This window comes from Desulfosporosinus sp. FKA (assembly GCF_002196785.1).
GTDB classification, from domain to species: Bacteria; Bacillota; Desulfitobacteriia; order Desulfitobacteriales; family Desulfitobacteriaceae; genus Desulfosporosinus; species Desulfosporosinus acididurans.
Window position 1 is genome coordinate 108,013 of the sequence record NZ_NAHZ01000027.1, and the last position, 20,146, is coordinate 128,158.

Below are 20,146 nucleotides of genomic sequence, written 5' to 3' on the forward strand. Positions count from 1 at the left end.
ATGGATTGTAGGTAAAATAGTTATTAGAAAAAAGAATGAGGCTGTCTTGAATTAAGAGGTTAACAATTCTTAATATTTTTACAGGAAGAAGGTTTTGAAAAATCTTTTTGTCATATGTATGAAGTCAATCTTAAAGATCTATGGAAGATATAAGAGACTGAAAAAATAAGTGGAGAGATGGGATGTGCATGGATGCCATTAAGGCTTTTTATCGAGATCAGGCACAGCATCTGCACAAAGACGTGTGGGAAATTGCTCGTCAGATCGGTGAGCACCCGGAACTCGGATATAAAGAATACTTTGCTTCTGAGGTGTTAAGTAATTTTCTTAAAAAACATAAGTTCGAGGTGAAGAGAGGAGTTGCGGGAGTAGAAACTGCTTTTTTAGCTTGTTTTAAAAGCAATATTCCCGGACCTAAGATTGCCTTTCTGGCTGAGTATGACGCTTTGCCAGGGGTTGGCCATGGTTGTGGACATAATTTGATTGGTGCTGCCAGTGCCGGAGCGGCTGTAATCTTAAGCAAGAGTTTGGAAGTCCCCGGGGAAATTATTGTGGTTGGCAGTCCAGCTGAAGAAACCAGCGGAGCTAAAGTGACGCTGGTCGAAGAAGGAATTTTTAATGGTGTCGATGCTGCAATAATGTTTCATCCCGGAAGCCAAAATGTCCCTGTAATTTTCAGCTTGGCTTTGGATGCCTTGGAGTTTACCTTTCATGGCAGGGCTGCTCATGCGGTTGCGGCCTCTAATTTTGGCATAAATGCCCTCGATGCAGTTATCAATTTCTTTGTAGGGATAAATTCTCTCAAAAAGCAAATCTCCCAAGACATGAAAATTAATGGAGTCATTACTGAAGGAGGAACGGTCCCGAACATTATTCCGGATCGCGCCGTTGCTCGTTTTTACCTCCGGGCGCGGAAGCGAAAAGAACTTGATGAATTGCGGGAGCAGGTCATTCGCTGTGCCGAAGGGGCAGCAGCGATGGTTTCTGCCAAAATGACTTGGCAAAAATTCGAATTTTCTTACGATGAAATGCTCACAAATTTGACCTTGGCAGATTGTTTTACGAAAAATCTGCGCGAGTTAGGGATTCGTCATATTGCCTCTCCTCAGACGGCAATGGGTTCAGTGGATATGGGTAATGTCAGTCGGGCAGTTCCGGCAATACACCCCTATTTAGCCTTGGGCAGCGGGACAGAGATACCACATACTAAGGAATTTGCGAAGGCAGCTCTGTCTTCGGAAGGGGAAAAGCTTGTTATGCTGGCAATGCAAATTCTTGCTTTTACAGGATCAGATGTCCTGCGGGACAAAAAACTGCTGCAGCAAATTAAGAAAGAATTTCGAGCCAAAACTTGAACTTGTTGGCAACTCTCATTGAATCCCCAATTTTGCTCGCCTAATCATTAAAGGAGTTCTCACTCCACTATACTAGTGAAGCGAGAACTCCTTTGGTATGTGCACTCACTTCGAATTCTCATCACTTTCGCATTCCGATGCTCACTACTCGCTTGTGCTGGAGCAAAGGCAGGTCTTTTGGCACCTGAAGAATAATGAATCATAAATGGGCATAAATTGTCATAAACTAAGGTAAGTTAACCTTGATCAACGATTAAGAGAGAAAAGAGGCTGGTTAAGACAGGCTCTTTTTTAATGGAAGGCATTGAATTATTATACGAGCGAATGTATAATTATGAAAACGAAACAAGAGTGGAGGAAATGACAATGAGAGTTGGTGTACTAGGGGCCACGGGGTATGCAGGACAAGAATTAGTACGGCTCTTGCGTCGCCATGAAGAAGTTGCTGAGCTTGTTCTTTCATCGTCCAGTGTGGCAGGCCAAGGGTATGAGGAGGTTTATCCGCACTGGAGCGGTCAAAATATTGGTATTTTACAAGATGAAGATGTTCCCGATCTTGATGTTTTATTCTGTGCTCTTCCTCATGGCTTGACAGCCTCCAGAGCAAGAGGATTTCTTGATCGTAAGATAAAAGTTATTGACTTAGGAGCCGACTTTCGCCTGAATTCAGCCCAAGTATATGAGGAATGGTACAAGTTAAAGCATCCTGACGTCGATTTGCTTGGTCAGGCGGTATATGGTTTACCGGAGTTATACCGCGAGAAAATTAAAGGCCAATCTTTAATTGCCAATCCAGGCTGTTATCCAACTGCGACCTTATTGGCCCTTGTCCCCCTGCTGAAAGAGCAGCTGCTTCAGACGGAAATGTTGGTCATCGATGCTAAATCGGGTGTTTCGGGAGCAGGCCGAGGGGTTTCTTTAGGCAATCATTTTTCAGAGGTTAATGAAAATTTTAAAGCCTATGGAGTCGCCAGCCATCGCCATACTCCTGAAATAGAGCAAGAACTTTCGCGAGCGGCCGGTCAGCCATTAACGGTAAATTTCACGCCTCACCTGGTGCCCATGACACGGGGAATGTTAATCACCATCTATGCCAAGGTTAAAGAGGGAATTAATGAGGCTGACTTGAGAAACTGTTGGTTAAAACACTATGCGAGCGAACAGTTTGTCCACCTTTTGCCGCAGGGAACCTGGCCTCAGACGAAATTTTCCAGCGGCAGCAATCATGCCTTTTTGCAATTAACTGTAGATCAGAGAACCGGAAATGCCGTTATAGTATCTACGATCGATAATTTGATGAAAGGTGCTGCAGGGCAGGCAGTGCAGAATATGAATCTGGTCATGGGATGGCCGGAAGAATTGGGATTAGGCGGGACAGCGCTCTGGCCCTAAGTGAAGGAGTATGAGACTATGGTTAAAACAGTTGAACCTTGGAAACAAATTGCGGGCGGTATCGCAGCACCGCAGGGATTCTATGCGGAAGGCGTAAAAGCAGGTATTAAATATCCGGACAAATATGATGTGGCGTTAATTTATTCAAAAGTTCAAGCTCAAGCAGCAGGAGTATATACTAAAAATTTGGTTAAGGCACATCCTCTTTATTTAAACCAGCGTCATTTGCAGAATGGGATGGCTCAAGGTATTGTCGTTAACAGCGGCAACGCCAATGCCTGCGTCGGTGCGTTTGGGGACCAATCTGCTGAAGCAATGGCTGAGGCAGTGGCAGAGACCGCAGCGATTCCTCAAGATGATGTGCTTGTGGCCTCAACCGGCGTAATTGGAGTAGAGCTGCCTCTTGAACGAGTGTTAACCGGTATTAAAAACGCCGGTACCGAGTTGTTCAAAACTATGGAGAAGGCTTCCGATGAAAAGCTTGATGCTTCTTTAGCGGAAGGAGCTCATCGAGCAGCCTTAGCTATTATGACAACAGATACCGTCGTTAAAGAATATGCCTATGAACTTCCTTGCTCACAAGGAGGAATTATCAAACTTGGGGCCATGGCGAAAGGTTCCGGAATGATTCATCCGAATATGGGAACCATGTTAGGTTTTCTCACAACAGATGCAGAGGTCCCCGCTGCAGTCTTGCAGCGTCTTCTCCGAGAAGCTGTTGAGGATAGTTTCAATATGGTGACTGTGGATGGAGACACGAGTACCAACGATATGGTATTGATTTTAGCCAATGGTGTGTCTGGGATTGCACCAAATGGCGACGACATGGTCAACTTTGAAGCTATGGTTAAAGCGATGTGCATACAACTGGCTAAGGATATTGCCCGTGATGGGGAGGGCGCCAGTAAACTTATGGAAGTACAGGTCACTGGGGCTAAAACGAAGGAAGATGCCCGTAAAATCTCTCGCAGTATTTGCGGATCCAGTTTGGTCAAAGCCGCTTTGTTCGGGGAAGATGCTAACTGGGGAAGGATTTTGACTGCTGCAGGTTATTCAGGTGCAGACTTTAATCCGAACAGTGTTGATATTTTTCTGGGTAATTTGGCTGTAGCTCAAGCAGGGAAAGGGATTTCTTTTTCCGAAGAAACCGCGAAAGAAATTTTGCAGCACAAAGAGGTAGAGATACGCTTAGTTTTAAATGATGGATCGGAAAATGCCACTGCCTGGGGTTGTGACCTTACTCATGAGTATGTCACGATCAATGGGAGTTACAGAACCTAAAGAACGGAGGCGGAAGAAATGACCCCGATTGAAGAGGGAATTGGCAAAGCCGGTGTTTTGGTAGAAGCACTGCCCTATATCCAAAAATTTGCAGGGAAAACAGTCGTCATTAAATATGGCGGGCATGCCATGGTAGATCCGTTGCTCAAGGAATCTGTCATGTTAGATATTTTGCTTTTGCATTCCGTGGGGATTCGCCCGGTTCTAGTCCATGGCGGCGGCCCCGAGATTAATGCCATGCTGAAAAAGGTGGGCATTGAGAGCCATTTTATTAAGGGCTTGCGATTTACCGATGCTCAAACGATGGAAATAGCCCAAATGGTTTTAGTAGGGAAGCTGAACACAGAGATAGTCGCTATGTTGAACCGTTTTGGTGGTAAAAGTGTTGGTTTATCTGGAAAAGATGCACAGCTCTTATTGGCAACTAAGAAACCTCTCAAAATGCCAAATAGTGACGGAACTATGGAAGAAATCGATTTAGGACTTGTCGGCGAGATTCATACAGTGACACCCAATATCTTGAATACTCTGTTAGAGCAAGGATATATTCCTGTAATTTCTCCGGTTGCCAGCGGTGAAAATGGGGAAACCTTCAATGTCAATGCGGATACTGCCGCGGGGAAAATTGCGGAAGCTCTGAAAGCAGACAAAATGCTTTTGTTGACGGATGTGCGTGGTATTCTTCGTGATGTCGGGGATTCAGATTCACTGATCTCAACGGTTAATCGAGATGAAGTAGATACACTGATAGAAGAAGGAGTTTTACAAGGCGGAATGCTGCCTAAAGTTGAGTGTGCTGTGTCCGCACTAGAACAAGGGGTAGGCAGTGTCCATATCCTTGATGGACGAATACGCCATGCAATACTTCTGGAACTATTTACCGACGGCGGTATAGGAACAATGTTTAAGGACTAAGGCAGTGAACTCGTTCAGCTAAAGCTGAACATCGGGGCTTTAGGTGAGGACTCGACCCCACCTGAGGTTAACGAAGGACCTACTCCCACTTATAGAAGCGGGGGTCTTAAAAGAGATAGGGAGGAATGAGACAATGACACAGTTAGAAGGTTTATCCACAGAGGCCATCATTGAGCGTGGAAAAAATGTGGTTATGAATACTTATGGCCGTTTGCCTATGACCATTGTTAAAGGGAAAGGCGTCTGGGTTTGGGATACAGAAGGAAAACGCTATCTGGATTTTTTAACGGGATTAGCCGTCAATTCTTTGGGACACAGCCATCCGGCTATCGTGCAGGCGATTCAAGAACAGGCTGAAGAAGTATTGCATACTTCAAATTTATATTGGATTCCTAATCAAGTTGCTCTTGCAGAGAGTTTAGTGAAGCATTCCTTTGCTGACAAAGTATTCTTCTGCAATAGCGGAGCTGAAGCTAATGAAGCTGCTTTTAAGCTGGCTCGCAAATATGCTAAAGAAATGTACGGTGACCACAAATATAAAGTAATATCGCTGAAAAACTCCTTTCATGGGCGTACATTGGCGACCTTAACTTTGACCGGACAAACAAAGTATCAAAAAGGGTATTCTCCATTGCCTGTCGGTCTAAGCTATACGGCACTTAACGATTTAGAAGGTTTAAAGGCTAAAGTTAACGAAAAGACGGCTGCAGTCTTTATTGAACCCATTCAAGGTGAAGGGGGAGTTATTCCTTGTTCTAAGGAGTTTCTCCAAGCTGCGAGGGACTTGTGTGATCAATATAGTGCCTTGTTAATTTTTGATGAAGTACAGTGCGGCGTGGGAAGAACCGGTAAGCTCTTTGCCTACGAGTGGAGCGGTGTGACTCCCGATATTATGACTTTAGCCAAAGCTTTAGGGGGCGGTGTTCCAATGGGTGCAATGCTGGCCACCGATAAGGTTGCGAATGTGTTTCAGCCTGGAGACCATGCTTCAACTTTTGGCGGCAATCCTTTGGCTACAGCCGCAGGATGTGCAGTTTTAGATATTATGCTTCAAGAAGGATTTTTCACGGGCGTTCAAGAAAGAGCAAACTATTTTCGACAAGGTCTGGAACATTTAGCGCAGAAGTATCAAACAGGAGATCCCATCCGAGGGCAAGGGTTTATCCTTGGCTGGCCGGTATCTAAGTTTGGTCCGGAAATTGTAGCTCGCTGTCTCCAAAAAGGATTACTCATTAATTGTGTAGGCGGCAAGACTCTGCGTTTTCTCCCGCCACTGATCGTGGAAAAACCTGAAATTGATGAAGCTTTGAAACTACTGGACGAAGTGTTTGCTGAACTTTGGAAGTAGACCAAGAAAAGCAAATTTATAGTGGATGTGCAAAATGAATAGACAAGGCAGAACTAACTTATTGATCCGAGGAGGGATAAAATGAAGGCAGCACTCGTTCTTGAGACAGGCAAAGTTTTTATGGGGGAATCCTTTGGAGCCTCTGGAGAGACCTGGGGTGAAGTGGTCTTCAACACAGGAATGACGGGCTATCAAGAGGTACTGACAGACCCCTCATATGCTGGGCAAATGGTCTGTATGACCTATCCTCTCATCGGAAATTACGGAATTAACAAGCAAGATGATCAGTCTGAAAAAGTCCAAGTGCAAGGATTTATCGTCAAAGAGGCTGCTCTTAATCCCAATCATTGGCAGCTCGAGAAAAATATCTCGAGAACATTGGCACAAGCAGGCGTTGTGGGGATCAAAGGGATAGATACCCGTGCCCTAACCAGAATTATACGCGAATATGGAGTTCTGCGCGGTGTAATCACAACCCGCCTGGAACACCTTAACGAGCTAACCGCTAAACTAAAAACTTGGCAAGTTCCGGAGAACGTTGTAGCAGACGTCAGCACCAAGAAAATATATACCCTGCCGCCTACGGAATCGAAAAAAGGCTCCTTTCATGTTGTGGTTATGGATTTCGGGATCAAAAACAATATTTTGCAGGCTATGCAGGCTCAGGGATTCCAGTTGACGGTTGTTCCCTACAACACCACGGCAGAGCAGATCCTCAAACGGCGTCCTGATGGGGTTTTCCTTTCCAATGGTCCAGGTGATCCCAAATGTGTTCAAGCAGGGATAGAAACAATTCGTAACTTGATTAATCAACGTCCTATTTTCGGTATTTGCCTCGGTCATCAACTCTTGTCGCTGGCCTTAGGAGGCGATACCTATAAGATGAAGTTTGGACATCGGGGAGGAAATCAACCTGTACAGGAGCTTGAGACAAAGCGGGTTACGATTACTTCCCAGAACCACGGTTATGCGATTTCTGAGAACAGTTTAGCTCAGACTCCTTTATATGTAACCCATCGCAATCTTAACGATCAAAGTGTTGAAGGAGTTAAACATCAGGATTTACCCGTATTTTCTGTTCAATATCATCCAGAAGCCGGTCCCGGCCCGAGTGAATCTCTTTATTTATTCGACGAGTTTGCACAATTAATGCAGGAATGGAGGGCTCAGCATGCCTCTTAATCCGGCTTGGAAAAAGGTCCTTGTCATTGGCTCAGGGCCGATTGTCATCGGGCAAGCCGCAGAATTTGATTATGCCGGTACTCAAGCCTGCAAAGCTTTACGGGAAGTGGGTTTAGAGGTGGTTTTAGCAAACAGTAATCCAGCCACAATTATGACTGATGTCAAAATGGCTGATCTTACGTACATTGAACCACTTTTGCCTGAATCCCTGGCACGAATTATTGAAAAGGAAAATCCCGACGCCTTGCTGCCTACCCTGGGAGGTCAAACGGGTCTTAATCTCGCTATGGAGTTGGAACGCAGCGGCGTGTTGAAAAAATACAGTGTTGATTTGATTGGCTGCAATGCGGAAACGATTTATAAGGCAGAAGACCGTGATGCCTTTAAAGAGACTATGCTTGCGCTTGGAGAGCCTGTAGCCGAAAGTACTATTGTGACATCCCTTGATGAAGGGAAAAGCTTTGCGCGGAGCCAGGGCTTCCCGCTGATTATTCGACCTGCCTATACTTTAGGCGGAACAGGCGGCGGAATCGCTAAGAATTCCAAACAATTGGAAGAAATTTTACAGCGAGGACTGCAAGCCAGTCCCATAGGTCAATGTCTTCTCGAGCGAAGTGTAGCGGGTTGGAAGGAAATTGAGTATGAAGTTATGCGGGACGACGCTGACAACTGTATTACAATTTGTAATATGGAAAATATAGATCCCGTCGGTATCCATACGGGAGACAGCATTGTCGTAGCCCCTTCGCAAACGTTGAGTGATGTGGAATACCAAATGCTGCGCTCATCGTCTTTAAAAATCATTCGGGCTTTAGGCGTCAATGGAGGGTGTAATGTTCAGTTTGCCTTGAATCCAGTGAGCAGAGAGTATGTGGTCATCGAGGTAAATCCTCGGGTTAGCCGGTCCAGCGCCCTGGCTTCCAAAGCAACGGGGTATCCGATTGCCAAAATGGCTGCCCTTCTCTCTGTTGGTTTTACACTTCCGGAATTAACGAATCCTGTCACCGGGCACACAAGCGCCTGTTTTGAGCCAGCCTTGGACTATGTGGTTGTTAAATTTCCGCGCTGGCCTTTTGATAAGTTTCCGGCAGCAGACCATCGCTTGGGCACCCAAATGAAAGCAACGGGTGAAGTTATGGCTATGGAACGAACCTTAGAAGGGGCTCTCTTAAAAGCAGCTCGTTCCTTGGAAATCGGAAGTGTAGGCCTTCGTATTGCTGCTTCCGGGGGCTGGACAGAGATGGAAATCGAAGACAAGCTGGCTTCAACAGACCATGAACGGTTTTTTGCGATTGCGGAAGCCTTTCGTCGGGATTGGACGAGTTTAGAAGTTCAAATGCTTACGCAAATTGATCCCTTCTATTTAGCGAAAATTAAGGAACTGGTTTCTTTGGAACGCCGCCTTCAAGGTGAGCCCTTAACTTCGGAATTGCTGCGACTGGCCAAGGTCAAAGGGTTTTCGGATTTAGCCGTTGCCAAGCTGACAGGGCGGACGGAGGAAGCGGTAAGGAATTTGCGGATGGAACTGGGGATAATCCCTGTCTTCAAAACTGTAGATACTTGTGCCGCGGAATTCGCCTCGGCAACCCCTTATTATTATTCTTCTTATGAAGAAGAAGATGAGGGCGAGGTCACTTCCGGCCCCAAGATTGTTGTTTTGGGTTCAGGACCGATTCGGATTGGGCAAGGGATAGAGTTCGATTATTGCTCCGTTCATGCTCTCATGGCTTTGCAAGAGGCCGGTATAGAAGCAATCATGGTCAATAACAATCCTGAAACAGTTTCTACAGATTTTGATACGGCAGATAAACTCTATTTTGAGCCTTTAACTGTCGAAGACGTGCTTCATGTTTTGCATAAAGAGCAGGCAGATGGCGTACTTGTTCAATTTGGCGGGCAAACAGCTATTAATTTGGCCGGTCGGCTTGAAGGTGCAGGAGTAAAGGTTTTTGGTACTCCTGTGGATTCTATTGACCTGGCTGAGGATCGGGAACGCTTTGCTGAGCTGTTATGCCGCTTAGGAATCCCACAGTCTGAAGGCCGCAGTGTGACCTCTATCGCTCAGGCTTCAACCGTAGCAGAGGAACTGGAATTTCCGGTGATTGTCCGTCCGTCCTATGTCATTGGAGGTCGCGCTATGCAAGTCGTCTATACTCTTGAAGAACTGAAAGACTACTTGCGTCGGGCTATCTACCTCTCACCGGAACATCCGATCTTAGTGGATCGTTATTTAGAGGGCAAAGAAGTTGAAATTGATGCCGTTTCAGACGGAGAGACCACGGTGATTGCCGGAATTATGGAGCATATAGAACGCGCCGGTGTCCATTCCGGAGATAGTTTAGCAGTCTATCCTCCCCAAAGCTTGACTCCTTCCGAAATTGACCAGATTCAGGATTATACTTGTCGCTTAGCTTCTGGAATCGGCATTCGAGGACTTATCAATATTCAATTTGTTGTTGTCCGCGGTAAAGTGTATGTTTTGGAAGTTAATCCCCGAGCAAGCCGAACCGTGCCAATTCTTTCTAAAGTTACGGGAATTCCTCTCGTGAATTTAGCGGTTCAGGTTGCCTTAGGTAAGTCGTTACAGGAACTGGGCTATAAGCATGGCCTTGCTCCCGAGATGCCTTACGTTGTCGTTAAAGCTCCGGTTTTTTCCTTTGAAAAACTGACCAAAGTTGAAACTTCTCTGGGACCGGAAATGAAATCAACGGGGGAGGTTCTGGGCATGGACACTCAGTTCGGCCATGCTTTGGCCAAAGCCTTTGCGGCCTCGCGTGTTCCCTTGCCACAGGATGGCAGTATTTTAGTATCTGTTGCTGAAAAGGACCGCCCTGAGGCGATAACTCTTGCCCGACAACTGTCTCAGCTTGGTTTTGGGGTTAAAGGAATCGGTGATACGGCCAAGGCTTTAGCTCTCTGCGGTGTAAAGGTTGACGTGGTTAGTGAATCAAGTCAGGCTTTACAGGAAGCTATTCGACAGCGCGAGTTTTCCTTTATCCTTAGCACACCGATAAAAGGAACGACTCCCGAACACACGGGCTATTTGTTAAGACGTTTAGCTGTTGAACATGGCGTACCCTGTTTTTCGTCAATGGATACAGCAAAAGCAGTTGTGCGCGCGCTGCAGGAGATCAGAAGCCAGACAAAGCCGCAGGTACTTTCGCTGCAGGACTATTTAGCTTAGCTGCCTGCAACAGGTATGGGAATCACTTCACTTGTAGAAGTGAGAGCCTTACGATTAGATAAAAAAAACTCCTGGTTGACACTTATGTCAATCAGGAGTTTTATAATATTCTTCAAATATGGTCCATCGAATATAGAAATTGGGGCATGATAACCTTAAGCAAGTTCGTGAATAACCTTAGCAATACCAATTTATCAATCGTAAGACTCCTGCTTCTGACAAAAACGATACAGTTTAACTATTGCATTTTTATACATTAATAAGTATAATAATACACATTGAAGGGGTGGAAGAGATATGATAACAATTGATCGTTCACAGTTTAAGGGTCGGGATTTTATTTCTTTACATGATTTTACGCAAAATGAATTAAAATGTTTTTTAGATGTTGCTGCCGAGCTTAAAAAAGAACAAAAGGCTGGGCGGCCGCATCCAATTCTTCAAGGCAAAACCTTGGGTATGATTTTTACAAAATCTTCAACGCGGACCAGGGTTTCATTTGAAGTAGGAATATATCAGCTTGGAGGACAAGGACTCTTTTTAAGCGGCAGGGACATCCAGCTCGGCCGGGGAGAAACAATCGCCGATACGGCTCGGGTACTCTCCCGTATGGTTGATGGCATTATGATCCGCACCTTTAGTCATCAGGAAGTTCTGGACTTGGCTCAATACGCGACAATTCCCATAATCAATGGCCTGACAGATATGCTGCACCCCTGCCAAGTGCTGGCAGACCTTATGACGATTCAAGAGCATAAAGGACGTCTGGCAGGGTTAAAATTGGCTTATATCGGGGATGGCAACAACATGGCCCATTCACTAATGTTCGGCGGAGCCAAAATGGGATTACAAGTTGTGATTGCATCTCCCCAGGGTTATAAGCCTGACCCTGCTCTGGTGGCTTTAGCCCAGGAAGATGCTAAAGCGAATGGCGGCAGTGTCGAAATCCTTGATGATCCCTTAGAAGCGGTGAAAGGAGCCGATGTTCTTTACACAGATGTCTGGGCAAGCATGGGACAGGAAGCAGAAGCCGGTGAGCGTATGAAGGCTTTTCAAGGCTACCAGATCAATGCTGAGTCCCTTAAACTTGCCCATCCGTCAGCAATTGTCCTGCACTGTCTGCCGGCTCATCGCGGCGAGGAAATTACTGAAGAAGTTATCGAAGGCGCCCATTCCGTTGTTTTTGATGAAGCAGAAAATCGGCTGCATGCTCAAAAGGCAATTATGGCTTTGGTGATGTAAAGGTATACAGCTTGACTTAGTTACTTTGGTTATATATGATTTTTAGTAATGTATTGAATGAAAAGGAGAATAGGGTATGAAAAAGGTTGTTTTGGCATATTCCGGTGGCTTGGATACATCGATTATTATCCCCTGGCTGAAGGAAACCTATGGGTATGAAGTTATTGCTATGGTTGCCGATCTTGGTCAAGGTGAAGAATTGGCTCCTCTTCAGGAAAAAGCGACAAAGAGCGGAGCAAGTAAATTATACATCGAAGACCTCAGAGAACAATTCGTGACTGAGTTTATCTTTCAAACCTTGAAAGCCGGAGCAGTTTACGAAGGCGATTATCTCCTGGGGACATCCTTCGCCCGTCCTCTGATTGCTCGCCGGCTTGTGGAGATCGCCGAGAAGGAAGGCGCTGTGGCCATAGCTCATGGAGCTACTGGTAAGGGTAATGACCAAGTTCGTTTCGAGCTGAGTGTTAAAGCGTTAAATCCGGATTTGGAAATTATTGCTCCCTGGCGGCAGTGGAACCTTAAATCCCGCGAGGATTGTATTGATTATGCTGCAGCGCGAGGAATTCCCGTTCCTGTGACGAAAGATCGTCCCTATAGTATGGACCGCAACTTATGGCATCTAAGCCATGAGGGCGGAGACTTGGAAAACCCTTGGAATGAACCTAAAAGAGACCTTTATTTGCTTGGTGTTGCCCCGGAAGACGCTCCGGATGAAGCGACTTATTTGGAACTCGGCTTTGAGCAAGGGATTCCTACCACATTAAACGGTGAGAAGATTGCGCCGGTTAAATTATTGGAAACTCTTAATGATTTAGGCGGAAAAAATGGAATTGGTATTGTGGATATGGTAGAAAACCGGCTGGTGGGTATGAAATCACGGGGCGTTTATGAAACACCGGGCGGAACAATTCTCTATACTGCTCATAAAGCTTTAGAGCATCTGACTCTGGATCGGCTCACCCTCCACTATAAAGAGCAAATTGCTCTAAAATATGCTGAAATTGTCTATGATGGGGTTTGGTATTCTCCCCTGCGCGAGGCCCTTGATGCCTTCGTTAATGTAACCCAGAAGAACGTTACAGGGACTGTGCGCTTAAAATTATACAAGGGAAATTGTTCTTTAGCAGGTACGAAATCGCCCTATTCTCTCTATAATGAAGCTTATGCCACCTTTGGAGAAGATGGAGTATATGATCAGAAGGATGCGGCAGGATTTATTAATCTTTTTGGTCTGCCGCTTAAGGTTAGAGCTTTAATGGAAAAACAATCAGGGCTGCGTAAATAAGACTGCAAATGGGCGCCGAAAGTTTCGGCGCTTATCTCACGTAGGGGGGCATTGCTCCCCTGCTTGTTTATTATCAACTACGGAAGGAAGATGGCTTGTGAAACTTTGGGGCGGACGCTTTGAAAAAACAACCGATGCGTTAGTGGAGGATTTTCATTCCTCAATTCGTTTTGATCAACGCTTGTACAAACAAGATATTCTGGGAAGCATAGCTCACGCCAAAATGCTGGGCAGCGTGGGGGTAATCACAGAAGATGAAGCAGCCCAATTGATCGAAGGCCTGCAGGGAATTCTGACGGAAATCCAAGCAGGCAGTGTAGAATTTGAAATTGGTGCCGAAGATATTCATATGAATGTCGAAAAATTATTGACTGAAAAAATCGGACCAACAGGGAAAAAGTTACATACCGGACGGAGCCGGAACGATCAGGTGGCCTTGGATTTAAGGCTGTATCTCAGGGAGGAGATTGACCAGACCAAAACATATGTCGGAAATCTGGTACGGACACTGCTGAACATAGCTCAAGAACATCTTGAAACATGGATGCCCGGATATACCCATTTACAAAAAGCACAGCCCATAACCTTAGCCCATCATTTAATGGCCTATAGCCAGATGTTTTTACGCGATCTTGGACGGCTGAATGATACCAGAAAACGTTTGAATGTGTCACCACTCGGTTCGGGAGCGATGGCCGGAACGACCTTTCCCCTCGATCGTGAGAAAGTGGCTGGTGATTTAGGATTTGACGGCGTGACACTGAACAGTCTAGACGGTGTCAGTGACCGAGATTTTGCTTTAGAATTTTTAGCCGGCGCATCGATTCTGATGATGCATCTTAGCCGCTTATGTGAGGAACTCGTACTTTGGTCAAGCGGGGAGTTTCAATTCATTTCTATGGATGACGGCTATTCGACCGGATCAAGTATTATGCCGCAAAAGAAAAATCCGGATGTGGCGGAATTAGTACGAGGAAAGACCGGACGTGTTTACGGGGATCTAGTCGCACTCTTAACAGTGATGAAGGGGTTGCCCCTTGCTTACAATAAAGACATGCAAGAGGATAAAGAACAGGTTTTTGATGCTGTCGATACCTTACAAAAGTGCTTAATCGTTGTAGAACCTATGCTTAGAACCATGCAAGTCCATAAAGATGCTATGGCTTGGGGAGCCAAAGGAGGCTTTACAAATGCTACGGATTTGGCGGATTATTTGGCGAAGAAAGGAGTGCCTTTCCGTGAAGCCCATGAGCTCGTAGGGCGAATTGTTCTGCACTGCACCAAAAAAGGAATAGGACTGGAAGAGCTGGCACTCAGTGACTATCAGGCCCTGTCTCCGGTGTTTGATCAGGATCTTTTTGATGCCATTGGGATTGAACATTGTGTGCGTGCGCGTAAGCTCATAGGAGGCCCTTCTCCGGAAACCGTCGCTCAAGGAATTCAAATAAGTCATGAAACTCTAAAACAATTGTTGGCTGAGTAAAGGTATGGAAACGACACAAAACTGTGCATAGTGTGGATAACTCTGTGGATAATATCGAAATAGATGGACTTTTTAAGTGGATAACCCCTAGGTAAACGGGGGATAAGCTCCCTTAATATGTGGATAACTATTTTGCTATTTTCTAGTAAATACGACAAACTGAGTCTTTTAGAATAGTTATTTATAAAGATAAACAATTATTTCCGTCGTCAAAGAAGGAAATATTACTTCAAAGGTAGAAATTCTCACACATGATTTTTAGTCAACGATTATATCCTAAGATTTAGGAACACTAAACCTGTAGATGAGAGCAGCGAGGTAAAGGGTAAATGGAAAATCTTACAATGTTAACAGATCTATACCAATTAACCATGATGCAAGGATACTTTATTAATGGTTACCGCGATAAAGAAGCTGTCTTTGACGTTTTCTTTCGTTCCTTGCCTTTCGATGGAGGGTATGCGTTAGCTGCCGGACTTGAACAGGTCGTAGAATTTATTGAAAACTTAAGGTTCAGAGAAGAGGATTTAGCATATCTCAAAAGTCTTAATATTTTTCAAGACGATTTCCTTGAGGAGCTGCGACATTTTCAGTTTACCGGTGACATTGATTCTATACAGGAAGGAACTCCTGTTTTTCCCTATGAGCCGATAATGCGAGTTAAAGGGCGTATTTTGGAAACACAACTTTTAGAAACCGCCATTTTAAATTTGGTGAATTTCGAAACCCTTATTGCGACAAAGGCCTCTAGGGTAGCTGCTGCAGCAGGACGGGGCCCGGTTATGGAGTTCGGCTTGAGAAGAGCGCAAGGACCGGACGCGGGAACTTTAGGGGCCAGAGCAGCGTTTATCGGCGGATGTCAATCGACATCGAATATTCTGGCCGGAGAACGCTACGGGATCCCTGTTTCGGGTACCCAAGCCCATAGCTGGGTTCAGTGTTTTCCTACAGAGTTAGAGGCATTTCGCGCTTATGCCCGGACTTTTCCGGATAACTGTTTGTTATTAGTGGATACCTACAGCGCCCTGGAATCCGGTGTTCCCAACGCCATTAAAGTAGGGCTGGAACTTGAAGCTGAAGGGTATCATTTTCAGGGGATACGGATTGACAGCGGCGATTTGACCTACTTGTCGAAGAAAGCTCGTCGGATGTTGGACGAGGCAGGACTGACAAAGGCCATTATTGTTGGCTCCAATGATCTTGATGAAGAGACAATCTTTTCAATAAGAGCTCAGGGAGCTGCTATTGATGCTTGGGGAGTTGGAACCCATCTCATAACCTCCAAAGACAGTCCGTCCTTAGGCGGCGTCTATAAGCTGGCTGCGGAGGGAGAAAACGGAGTTTTTCACCCTCGCCTTAAAGTTTCGGAAAACATCTCTAAGATCACCAATCCCGGAATTAAAAAGGTTGTTCGTTTTTATGACCGAGCGGGAAAAGCTATGGCCGATTTAATCGCCTTAGAGGATGAACTATTCAGCGAACGAAAATCCCTGACTATTTTTGATCCTATACAGACCTGGAAGAGAAAAACACTGGTGAATTTTAGGACCAGGGAGTTGTTAATGCCTATTTTCCGTAAAGGAAAACTGGTTTACCAATTGCCTTCTTTGATGGATATACAAAAGTATTCGCGCCAGGAACTGGATACCTTTTGGGATGAAGTGAAGCGCTTGGCAAACCCCCATCGGTATATTGTTGATCTTTCACCGAAGCTATACGATTTAAAGCAACAGTTACTTTTGACCATTCACAATGAAATAAAATCAAATCAGAATCAGGAGGAAGAATAAATGTGGACTGATAAGGAATTGGCCGTTCGGATTAACACTGCTGTGGAATGGCTCCGTACTAAAGTTGCCGAGGCTAATGCCAAAGGGGTTGTCGTTGGGATCTCCGGCGGCGTTGATTCGGCTGTAGTTACCGGGCTTTGTGTTCGTGCTTTTCCGGAGAATTGCATCGGAGTAATCATGCCCAGTCACTCGAATCCTGAGGATCGGGAGGATGCCCTCTGGATTGCCGAAGGTTTTGAAATTAGGCCGTTAGAGATTGACCTTGGAGAGGCTCATACATTAATTTTCAACCAAGTCAAGCAAGGATTGCCTTCCTCCGCGCAAGGCAGTCCAATTGTTGGCGAAACAATGAGTCAAGGAAATTTAAAGGCTCGTTTACGTATGTCAACATTATATGCTGTAGCTAATGCCATGAATTATTTAGTGGTCGGGACAGACAATGCCCCGGAAAGTTATACCGGATATTTTACTAAATACGGTGATGGCGGCGTCGATCTTTTACCAATCAGTTCCCTTACTAAGAGTGAGGTAAGAGCTTGGGCTTGGATGCTGGGACTGCCGCAAAAAATTGCCATGCGTGTGCCTACGGCAGGTCTTTGGCCCGGGCAGACCGATGAAGCAGAGATGGGCTTAACTTATGATTTAATCGATCGTTATTTGCTCGGGGAAGATGTCCCGGCCGAAGTTAAAGAACGAATTGAGAAGTTACACCATCAAAGCGAGCACAAACGACATCTTCCTCCCAGCCTTGAACTTCCTAAACTCGAGAGGTTAGAATAAGTGCGAATCGGAGTCGATATTGATGGCGTCGTTTCCGATAGTTACCCATATTGGATGCAGGAACTGAATCAGTACTTTGGCAAGGATGTCAAGACGATTACAAATTACGATATGCATAGAGACTTTGAAGTTCCCAGATCCGATATGAATGACTTCTTCGTTGGTAATGCGGAACGACTGCTGTTTATGCCGAATATTGTGGCGGGAGCAAAAGAAGGGATAGAGGCCCTAATCAAAGAGGGCCACGAGATTATTTATGTGACCGCCCGTACACCTGAAGAGAAAGACGTTACCATTCGCTGGCTGGCGAAGAGTGAGATTCCGCATGAACACGTGCTCTTTTCAGGCTTTAACAGTAAAGTGGACTTAGTCAAGGAATGGGGTATCAAGGCTTTTATTGAGGATTATCATGTGAATGCTCAGGAGATCGCCGCAATCGGAGTTCCTGTTTTTCTTCTGACAACCAGTTATAATCTGAACTATGAAGAACTTTCCCAAGGTATCAAACGATGTCGGAGCTGGAAAGATATCGTGGAGGGAATCAGAGAATTAAAGGGCCCTCTGAAGGGTTAAAAGCAGTTGAAAAAGTAGGGGTTAGAAAAAAGCAGAGCAGTAACAACTCGACGTTTGTTAACTGCTCTGCTTTTTTATTAAATCGTAAGACGCCCTCTGCCATCCTTCAGTGCGATAGCATTTGTTATGGGCTAGGCGCTTCCGTCACCGAAGATCCGATGTTCAGCTTTTAGCTGACGATGCCTAACCCAACCTTATAAACGTCTCCTGCCCCTAAGGTTAGGACGAGATCTTCGGGAGCCAGTGTTTGCGCAAGATAGTGTTTAATATCGTCTAAGGTTCCAATGTAGCGGGCCTGTATTCCTTGCTTTTGAATCAGCTCAGCCAAAGTATGAGCAGAGACCGTTTGATTCCCTTGCTCGCGTGCGGAAGCAAAAACATCGGCTATGACAACTTCATCCGCACTTTGAAACGCTAAAGAAAATTCCTGGAGGAGTTTTTCCGTGCGGCTAAAAGTGTGGGGCTGAAACACAGCACGGATTCGACGATCAGGGAAGGATAACCGGGCACCTTCTAAGGTCGTGCGGATTTCTGTTGGGTGATGAGCATAGTCATCAACGATAAGAGCTCCATTGGTATTACAGCCAAGATGCTCAAAGCGGCGTTTTGTCCCAGTAAACTTACTCAAACTGTCAAGCACTTCCTTAATAGGAATGCCGATTTCGTGACAGACTGCGATAGTTGCCAAGGCATTAAGAATATTATGACGTCCGGCAACATGAAGGTCCAGATCGCCGACATATTGTCCCTTTAGCATAATTTTCATAGAACTTTGCTCATCGCGGAAGAGAATTTCCGTAGCACGAACATCCGCGGCCTCGGAAAGGCCAAAGGTAGTAATAGGCGCAGATCCGTGGATCGCCTGACGATTTGGGTCCTCAGCCCATAGATAAATATGACCGTGTTCAGGTACTTTCTGGGCGAGTTCGGCAAAAGCGGAGATGACGTCAGCGAGGTCTTGGAAATAATCCGGGTGATCAAATTCTATATTTGTTATTATCAGATGCTCGGGTGAATAGTTAAGAAAGTGGCGTCGATATTCACAGGACTCTGCCACAAAAAATTCACCTGTTCCCGAATGGGCGTTGCCACCGATGCTGGGAACATCGCTGCCCACAACAATCGTCGGATCGAAGTCGGCATTAAGCATAACCATACCCAACATGGCAGTTGTCGTCGTCTTGCCATGAGTTCCAGCGACCGAAATGCCGCGCTTTTTGGAAAGCAATCGTCCGAGAAATTGAGGATAGGTCATAACAGGAATATTTAGCTCTAAAGCACGAGCGATTTCCGGATGTTGATTCGTATAGGCGGCTGAAGCAACAACTAAATCAGCCTTTTCCACATTACTGGGAGAAAAGCCTAAAACAGGAATTTTGGCGCGTTTTAAAACACTATCTGTAAAAAAACTCTCTTCTACATCTGAACCAGAGATGGTAGCCCCTTCGATTCGAGCGCTAATTTGAGCTAAAGCGCTCATACCTGTTCCTTTTATGCCAACAAAATGAATATGCAATCCCAAAATAGATCGTCCCTTCTATGTATAACTCTATCTTTCATTATACCCAAACTTATACGAAAAGGTATCATAAATATACAAGGAAAAATATTCTAACTTTTTTTAGGAGGCGGTTTTCGTTCATAACCTGAAACCATAGCCTGAAGATGACTAAGGTTCTCTGTCATACTAAGGTAGATGTGCAGGGGAATCGTTGCCAGAAAGTAAATGGTGATCATAAATTTTATCCACCTAAGACGCTGGAAACCGCCCACTAATCTCCATACCCAAATGAGATGCTCTCCTTGCCAATAGGAAGATAAGCCGAGAAGACTTGCTATCAGGAAAAGGAGGAGCCATGAAGAATAGACAAGACTTTGCCCGCTGTTATATTTGCGATTAGGGGGAGGAGCGGTGCGCAGGAACAGGTAGTAAGCTAAAAGCTTAGGAAATAGTTTAAGATCACGTAATTTAGGAATAAGCGATTGATCGCGCCGGAGAATTGCATCTGCACAGCGCAAGGCCACAAATCCAAGCGCGAACCAACTTGATATTACATGAATTTTAAACATATCGCCATAGGAAACTGCAAAAAATTTTGCCGGCTTATGCAATTCCAAACCGCTTAACAGAATTCCAGTCAGACTGAGAGCAAATCCCCAATGAAAAATCCTGACCCATAGAGGTTGGAAAAGGATAATTTCGCCCTCTACGTTTCCTTGTTGAAGTTCTTTGAAAAATGGTTTCCTTAAATTATTTTTTTTCTTCATGCTGTTAAACATGCCCCTAACCGTACTAACCGTACCCTTTACTCGCCCTGAGATTTAACTGGCAAAGT

The 20,146-nt window shown here is 45.2% G+C and carries 15 protein-coding genes; 13 read left to right on the top strand and 2 right to left on the bottom strand.

Annotated features, from left to right (window positions below; genetic code table 11):
- Positions 1–188: 188 nt before the first annotated feature.
- From B5771_RS10240 to B5771_RS10300, 13 genes are all read left to right on the top strand, one after another.
- Entirely contained in the window at positions 189–1,355 is a 1,167-nt protein-coding gene (locus B5771_RS10240; RefSeq protein ID WP_047808656.1) for a M20 family metallopeptidase, read from the top strand.
- 366 nt (positions 1,356–1,721) lie between these two features.
- A complete protein-coding gene (gene argC / locus B5771_RS10245) occupies positions 1,722–2,747 on the top strand; it encodes an N-acetyl-gamma-glutamyl-phosphate reductase (RefSeq protein ID WP_088187443.1) in 1,026 nt (341 codons plus the stop codon).
- An 18-nt stretch (positions 2,748–2,765) separates the two neighbouring features.
- The gene (gene argJ / locus B5771_RS10250; protein WP_088187414.1) at positions 2,766–4,028 is read left to right on the top strand and encodes a bifunctional glutamate N-acetyltransferase/amino-acid acetyltransferase ArgJ; all 1,263 of its coding nucleotides are present in this window, start codon (positions 2,766–2,768) and stop codon (positions 4,026–4,028) included.
- Between the two features lie 18 nt (positions 4,029–4,046).
- Positions 4,047–4,943 (top strand): acetylglutamate kinase, encoded by an 897-nt coding sequence (gene argB / locus B5771_RS10255; RefSeq protein ID WP_088187415.1) that lies wholly within the window; start codon positions 4,047–4,049, stop codon positions 4,941–4,943.
- A gap of 133 nt (positions 4,944–5,076) precedes the next feature.
- Positions 5,077–6,291: an acetylornithine transaminase gene (locus B5771_RS10260; protein ID WP_088187416.1), complete on the top strand. Its 1,215-nt coding sequence runs from the start codon at positions 5,077–5,079 to the stop codon at positions 6,289–6,291.
- An 81-nt stretch (positions 6,292–6,372) separates the two neighbouring features.
- Positions 6,373–7,473, top strand: coding sequence for a glutamine-hydrolyzing carbamoyl-phosphate synthase small subunit (carA, locus tag B5771_RS10265; RefSeq protein ID WP_088187417.1), 1,101 nt, complete (start codon positions 6,373–6,375; stop codon positions 7,471–7,473).
- A complete protein-coding gene (gene carB / locus B5771_RS10270; protein WP_088187418.1) occupies positions 7,463–10,657 on the top strand; it encodes a carbamoyl-phosphate synthase large subunit in 3,195 nt (1,064 codons plus the stop codon). Before carA ends, carB begins: the two co-directional genes overlap by 11 nt.
- A 297-nt stretch (positions 10,658–10,954) precedes the next feature.
- A complete protein-coding gene (argF, locus tag B5771_RS10275; protein ID WP_088187419.1) occupies positions 10,955–11,899 on the top strand; it encodes an ornithine carbamoyltransferase in 945 nt (314 codons plus the stop codon).
- A gap of 76 nt (positions 11,900–11,975) precedes the next feature.
- A complete protein-coding gene (locus tag B5771_RS10280) occupies positions 11,976–13,184 on the top strand; it encodes an argininosuccinate synthase (protein WP_088187420.1) in 1,209 nt (402 codons plus the stop codon).
- A 97-nt stretch (positions 13,185–13,281) separates the two neighbouring features.
- Positions 13,282–14,667, top strand: a complete 1,386-nt coding sequence (gene argH / locus B5771_RS10285; protein WP_088187421.1) for an argininosuccinate lyase — start codon at positions 13,282–13,284, stop codon at positions 14,665–14,667.
- 329 nt (positions 14,668–14,996) lie between these two features.
- On the top strand, positions 14,997–16,457 hold the full coding sequence (locus tag B5771_RS10290; protein WP_088187422.1) for a nicotinate phosphoribosyltransferase: 1,461 nt from the start codon (positions 14,997–14,999) through the stop codon (positions 16,455–16,457).
- Positions 16,458–17,237: an NAD(+) synthase gene (gene nadE / locus B5771_RS10295; RefSeq protein ID WP_088187423.1), complete on the top strand. Its 780-nt coding sequence runs from the start codon at positions 16,458–16,460 to the stop codon at positions 17,235–17,237.
- Complete coding sequence (locus B5771_RS10300) at positions 17,238–17,810, top strand: hypothetical protein (protein ID WP_088187424.1); 573 nt, start codon at positions 17,238–17,240, stop codon at positions 17,808–17,810. It begins immediately after the preceding gene.
- Between the two features lie 169 nt (positions 17,811–17,979).
- Here B5771_RS10300 and murC read toward each other — a convergent pair whose 3' ends face one another.
- Together murC and B5771_RS10310 are read right to left on the bottom strand one after the other, a co-directional pair.
- A complete protein-coding gene (murC, locus tag B5771_RS10305) occupies positions 17,980–19,332 on the bottom strand; it encodes a UDP-N-acetylmuramate--L-alanine ligase (protein WP_088187425.1) in 1,353 nt (450 codons plus the stop codon).
- An 89-nt stretch (positions 19,333–19,421) separates the two neighbouring features.
- Complete coding sequence (locus B5771_RS10310) at positions 19,422–20,078, bottom strand: cytochrome b/b6 domain-containing protein (protein WP_172408234.1); 657 nt, start codon at positions 20,076–20,078, stop codon at positions 19,422–19,424.
- Positions 20,079–20,146: the final 68 nt, after the last annotated feature.

What these genes read in the sequence shown, in the direction of transcription:
- B5771_RS10290 (WP_088187422.1), top strand. Translation starts at nt 14,997, where the DNA reads ATGGAAAATCTTACAATGTTAACAGATCTATACCAATTAACCATGATG.
- argC (WP_088187443.1), top strand. Translation starts at nt 1,722, where the DNA reads ATGAGAGTTGGTGTACTAGGGGCCACGGGGTATGCAGGACAAGAATTA.
- nadE (WP_088187423.1), top strand. Translation starts at nt 16,458, where the DNA reads ATGTGGACTGATAAGGAATTGGCCGTTCGGATTAACACTGCTGTGGAA.
- B5771_RS10280 (WP_088187420.1), top strand. Translation starts at nt 11,976, where the DNA reads ATGAAAAAGGTTGTTTTGGCATATTCCGGTGGCTTGGATACATCGATT.
- argJ (WP_088187414.1), top strand. Translation starts at nt 2,766, where the DNA reads ATGGTTAAAACAGTTGAACCTTGGAAACAAATTGCGGGCGGTATCGCA.
- argF (WP_088187419.1), top strand. Translation starts at nt 10,955, where the DNA reads ATGATAACAATTGATCGTTCACAGTTTAAGGGTCGGGATTTTATTTCT.
- B5771_RS10260 (WP_088187416.1), top strand. Translation starts at nt 5,077, where the DNA reads ATGACACAGTTAGAAGGTTTATCCACAGAGGCCATCATTGAGCGTGGA.
- B5771_RS10310 (WP_172408234.1), bottom strand. Translation starts at nt 20,078, where the DNA reads ATGAAGAAAAAAAATAATTTAAGGAAACCATTTTTCAAAGAACTTCAA.
- B5771_RS10240 (WP_047808656.1), top strand. Translation starts at nt 189, where the DNA reads ATGGATGCCATTAAGGCTTTTTATCGAGATCAGGCACAGCATCTGCAC.
- carA (WP_088187417.1), top strand. Translation starts at nt 6,373, where the DNA reads ATGAAGGCAGCACTCGTTCTTGAGACAGGCAAAGTTTTTATGGGGGAA.
- carB (WP_088187418.1), top strand. Translation starts at nt 7,463, where the DNA reads ATGCCTCTTAATCCGGCTTGGAAAAAGGTCCTTGTCATTGGCTCAGGG.
- argB (WP_088187415.1), top strand. Translation starts at nt 4,047, where the DNA reads ATGACCCCGATTGAAGAGGGAATTGGCAAAGCCGGTGTTTTGGTAGAA.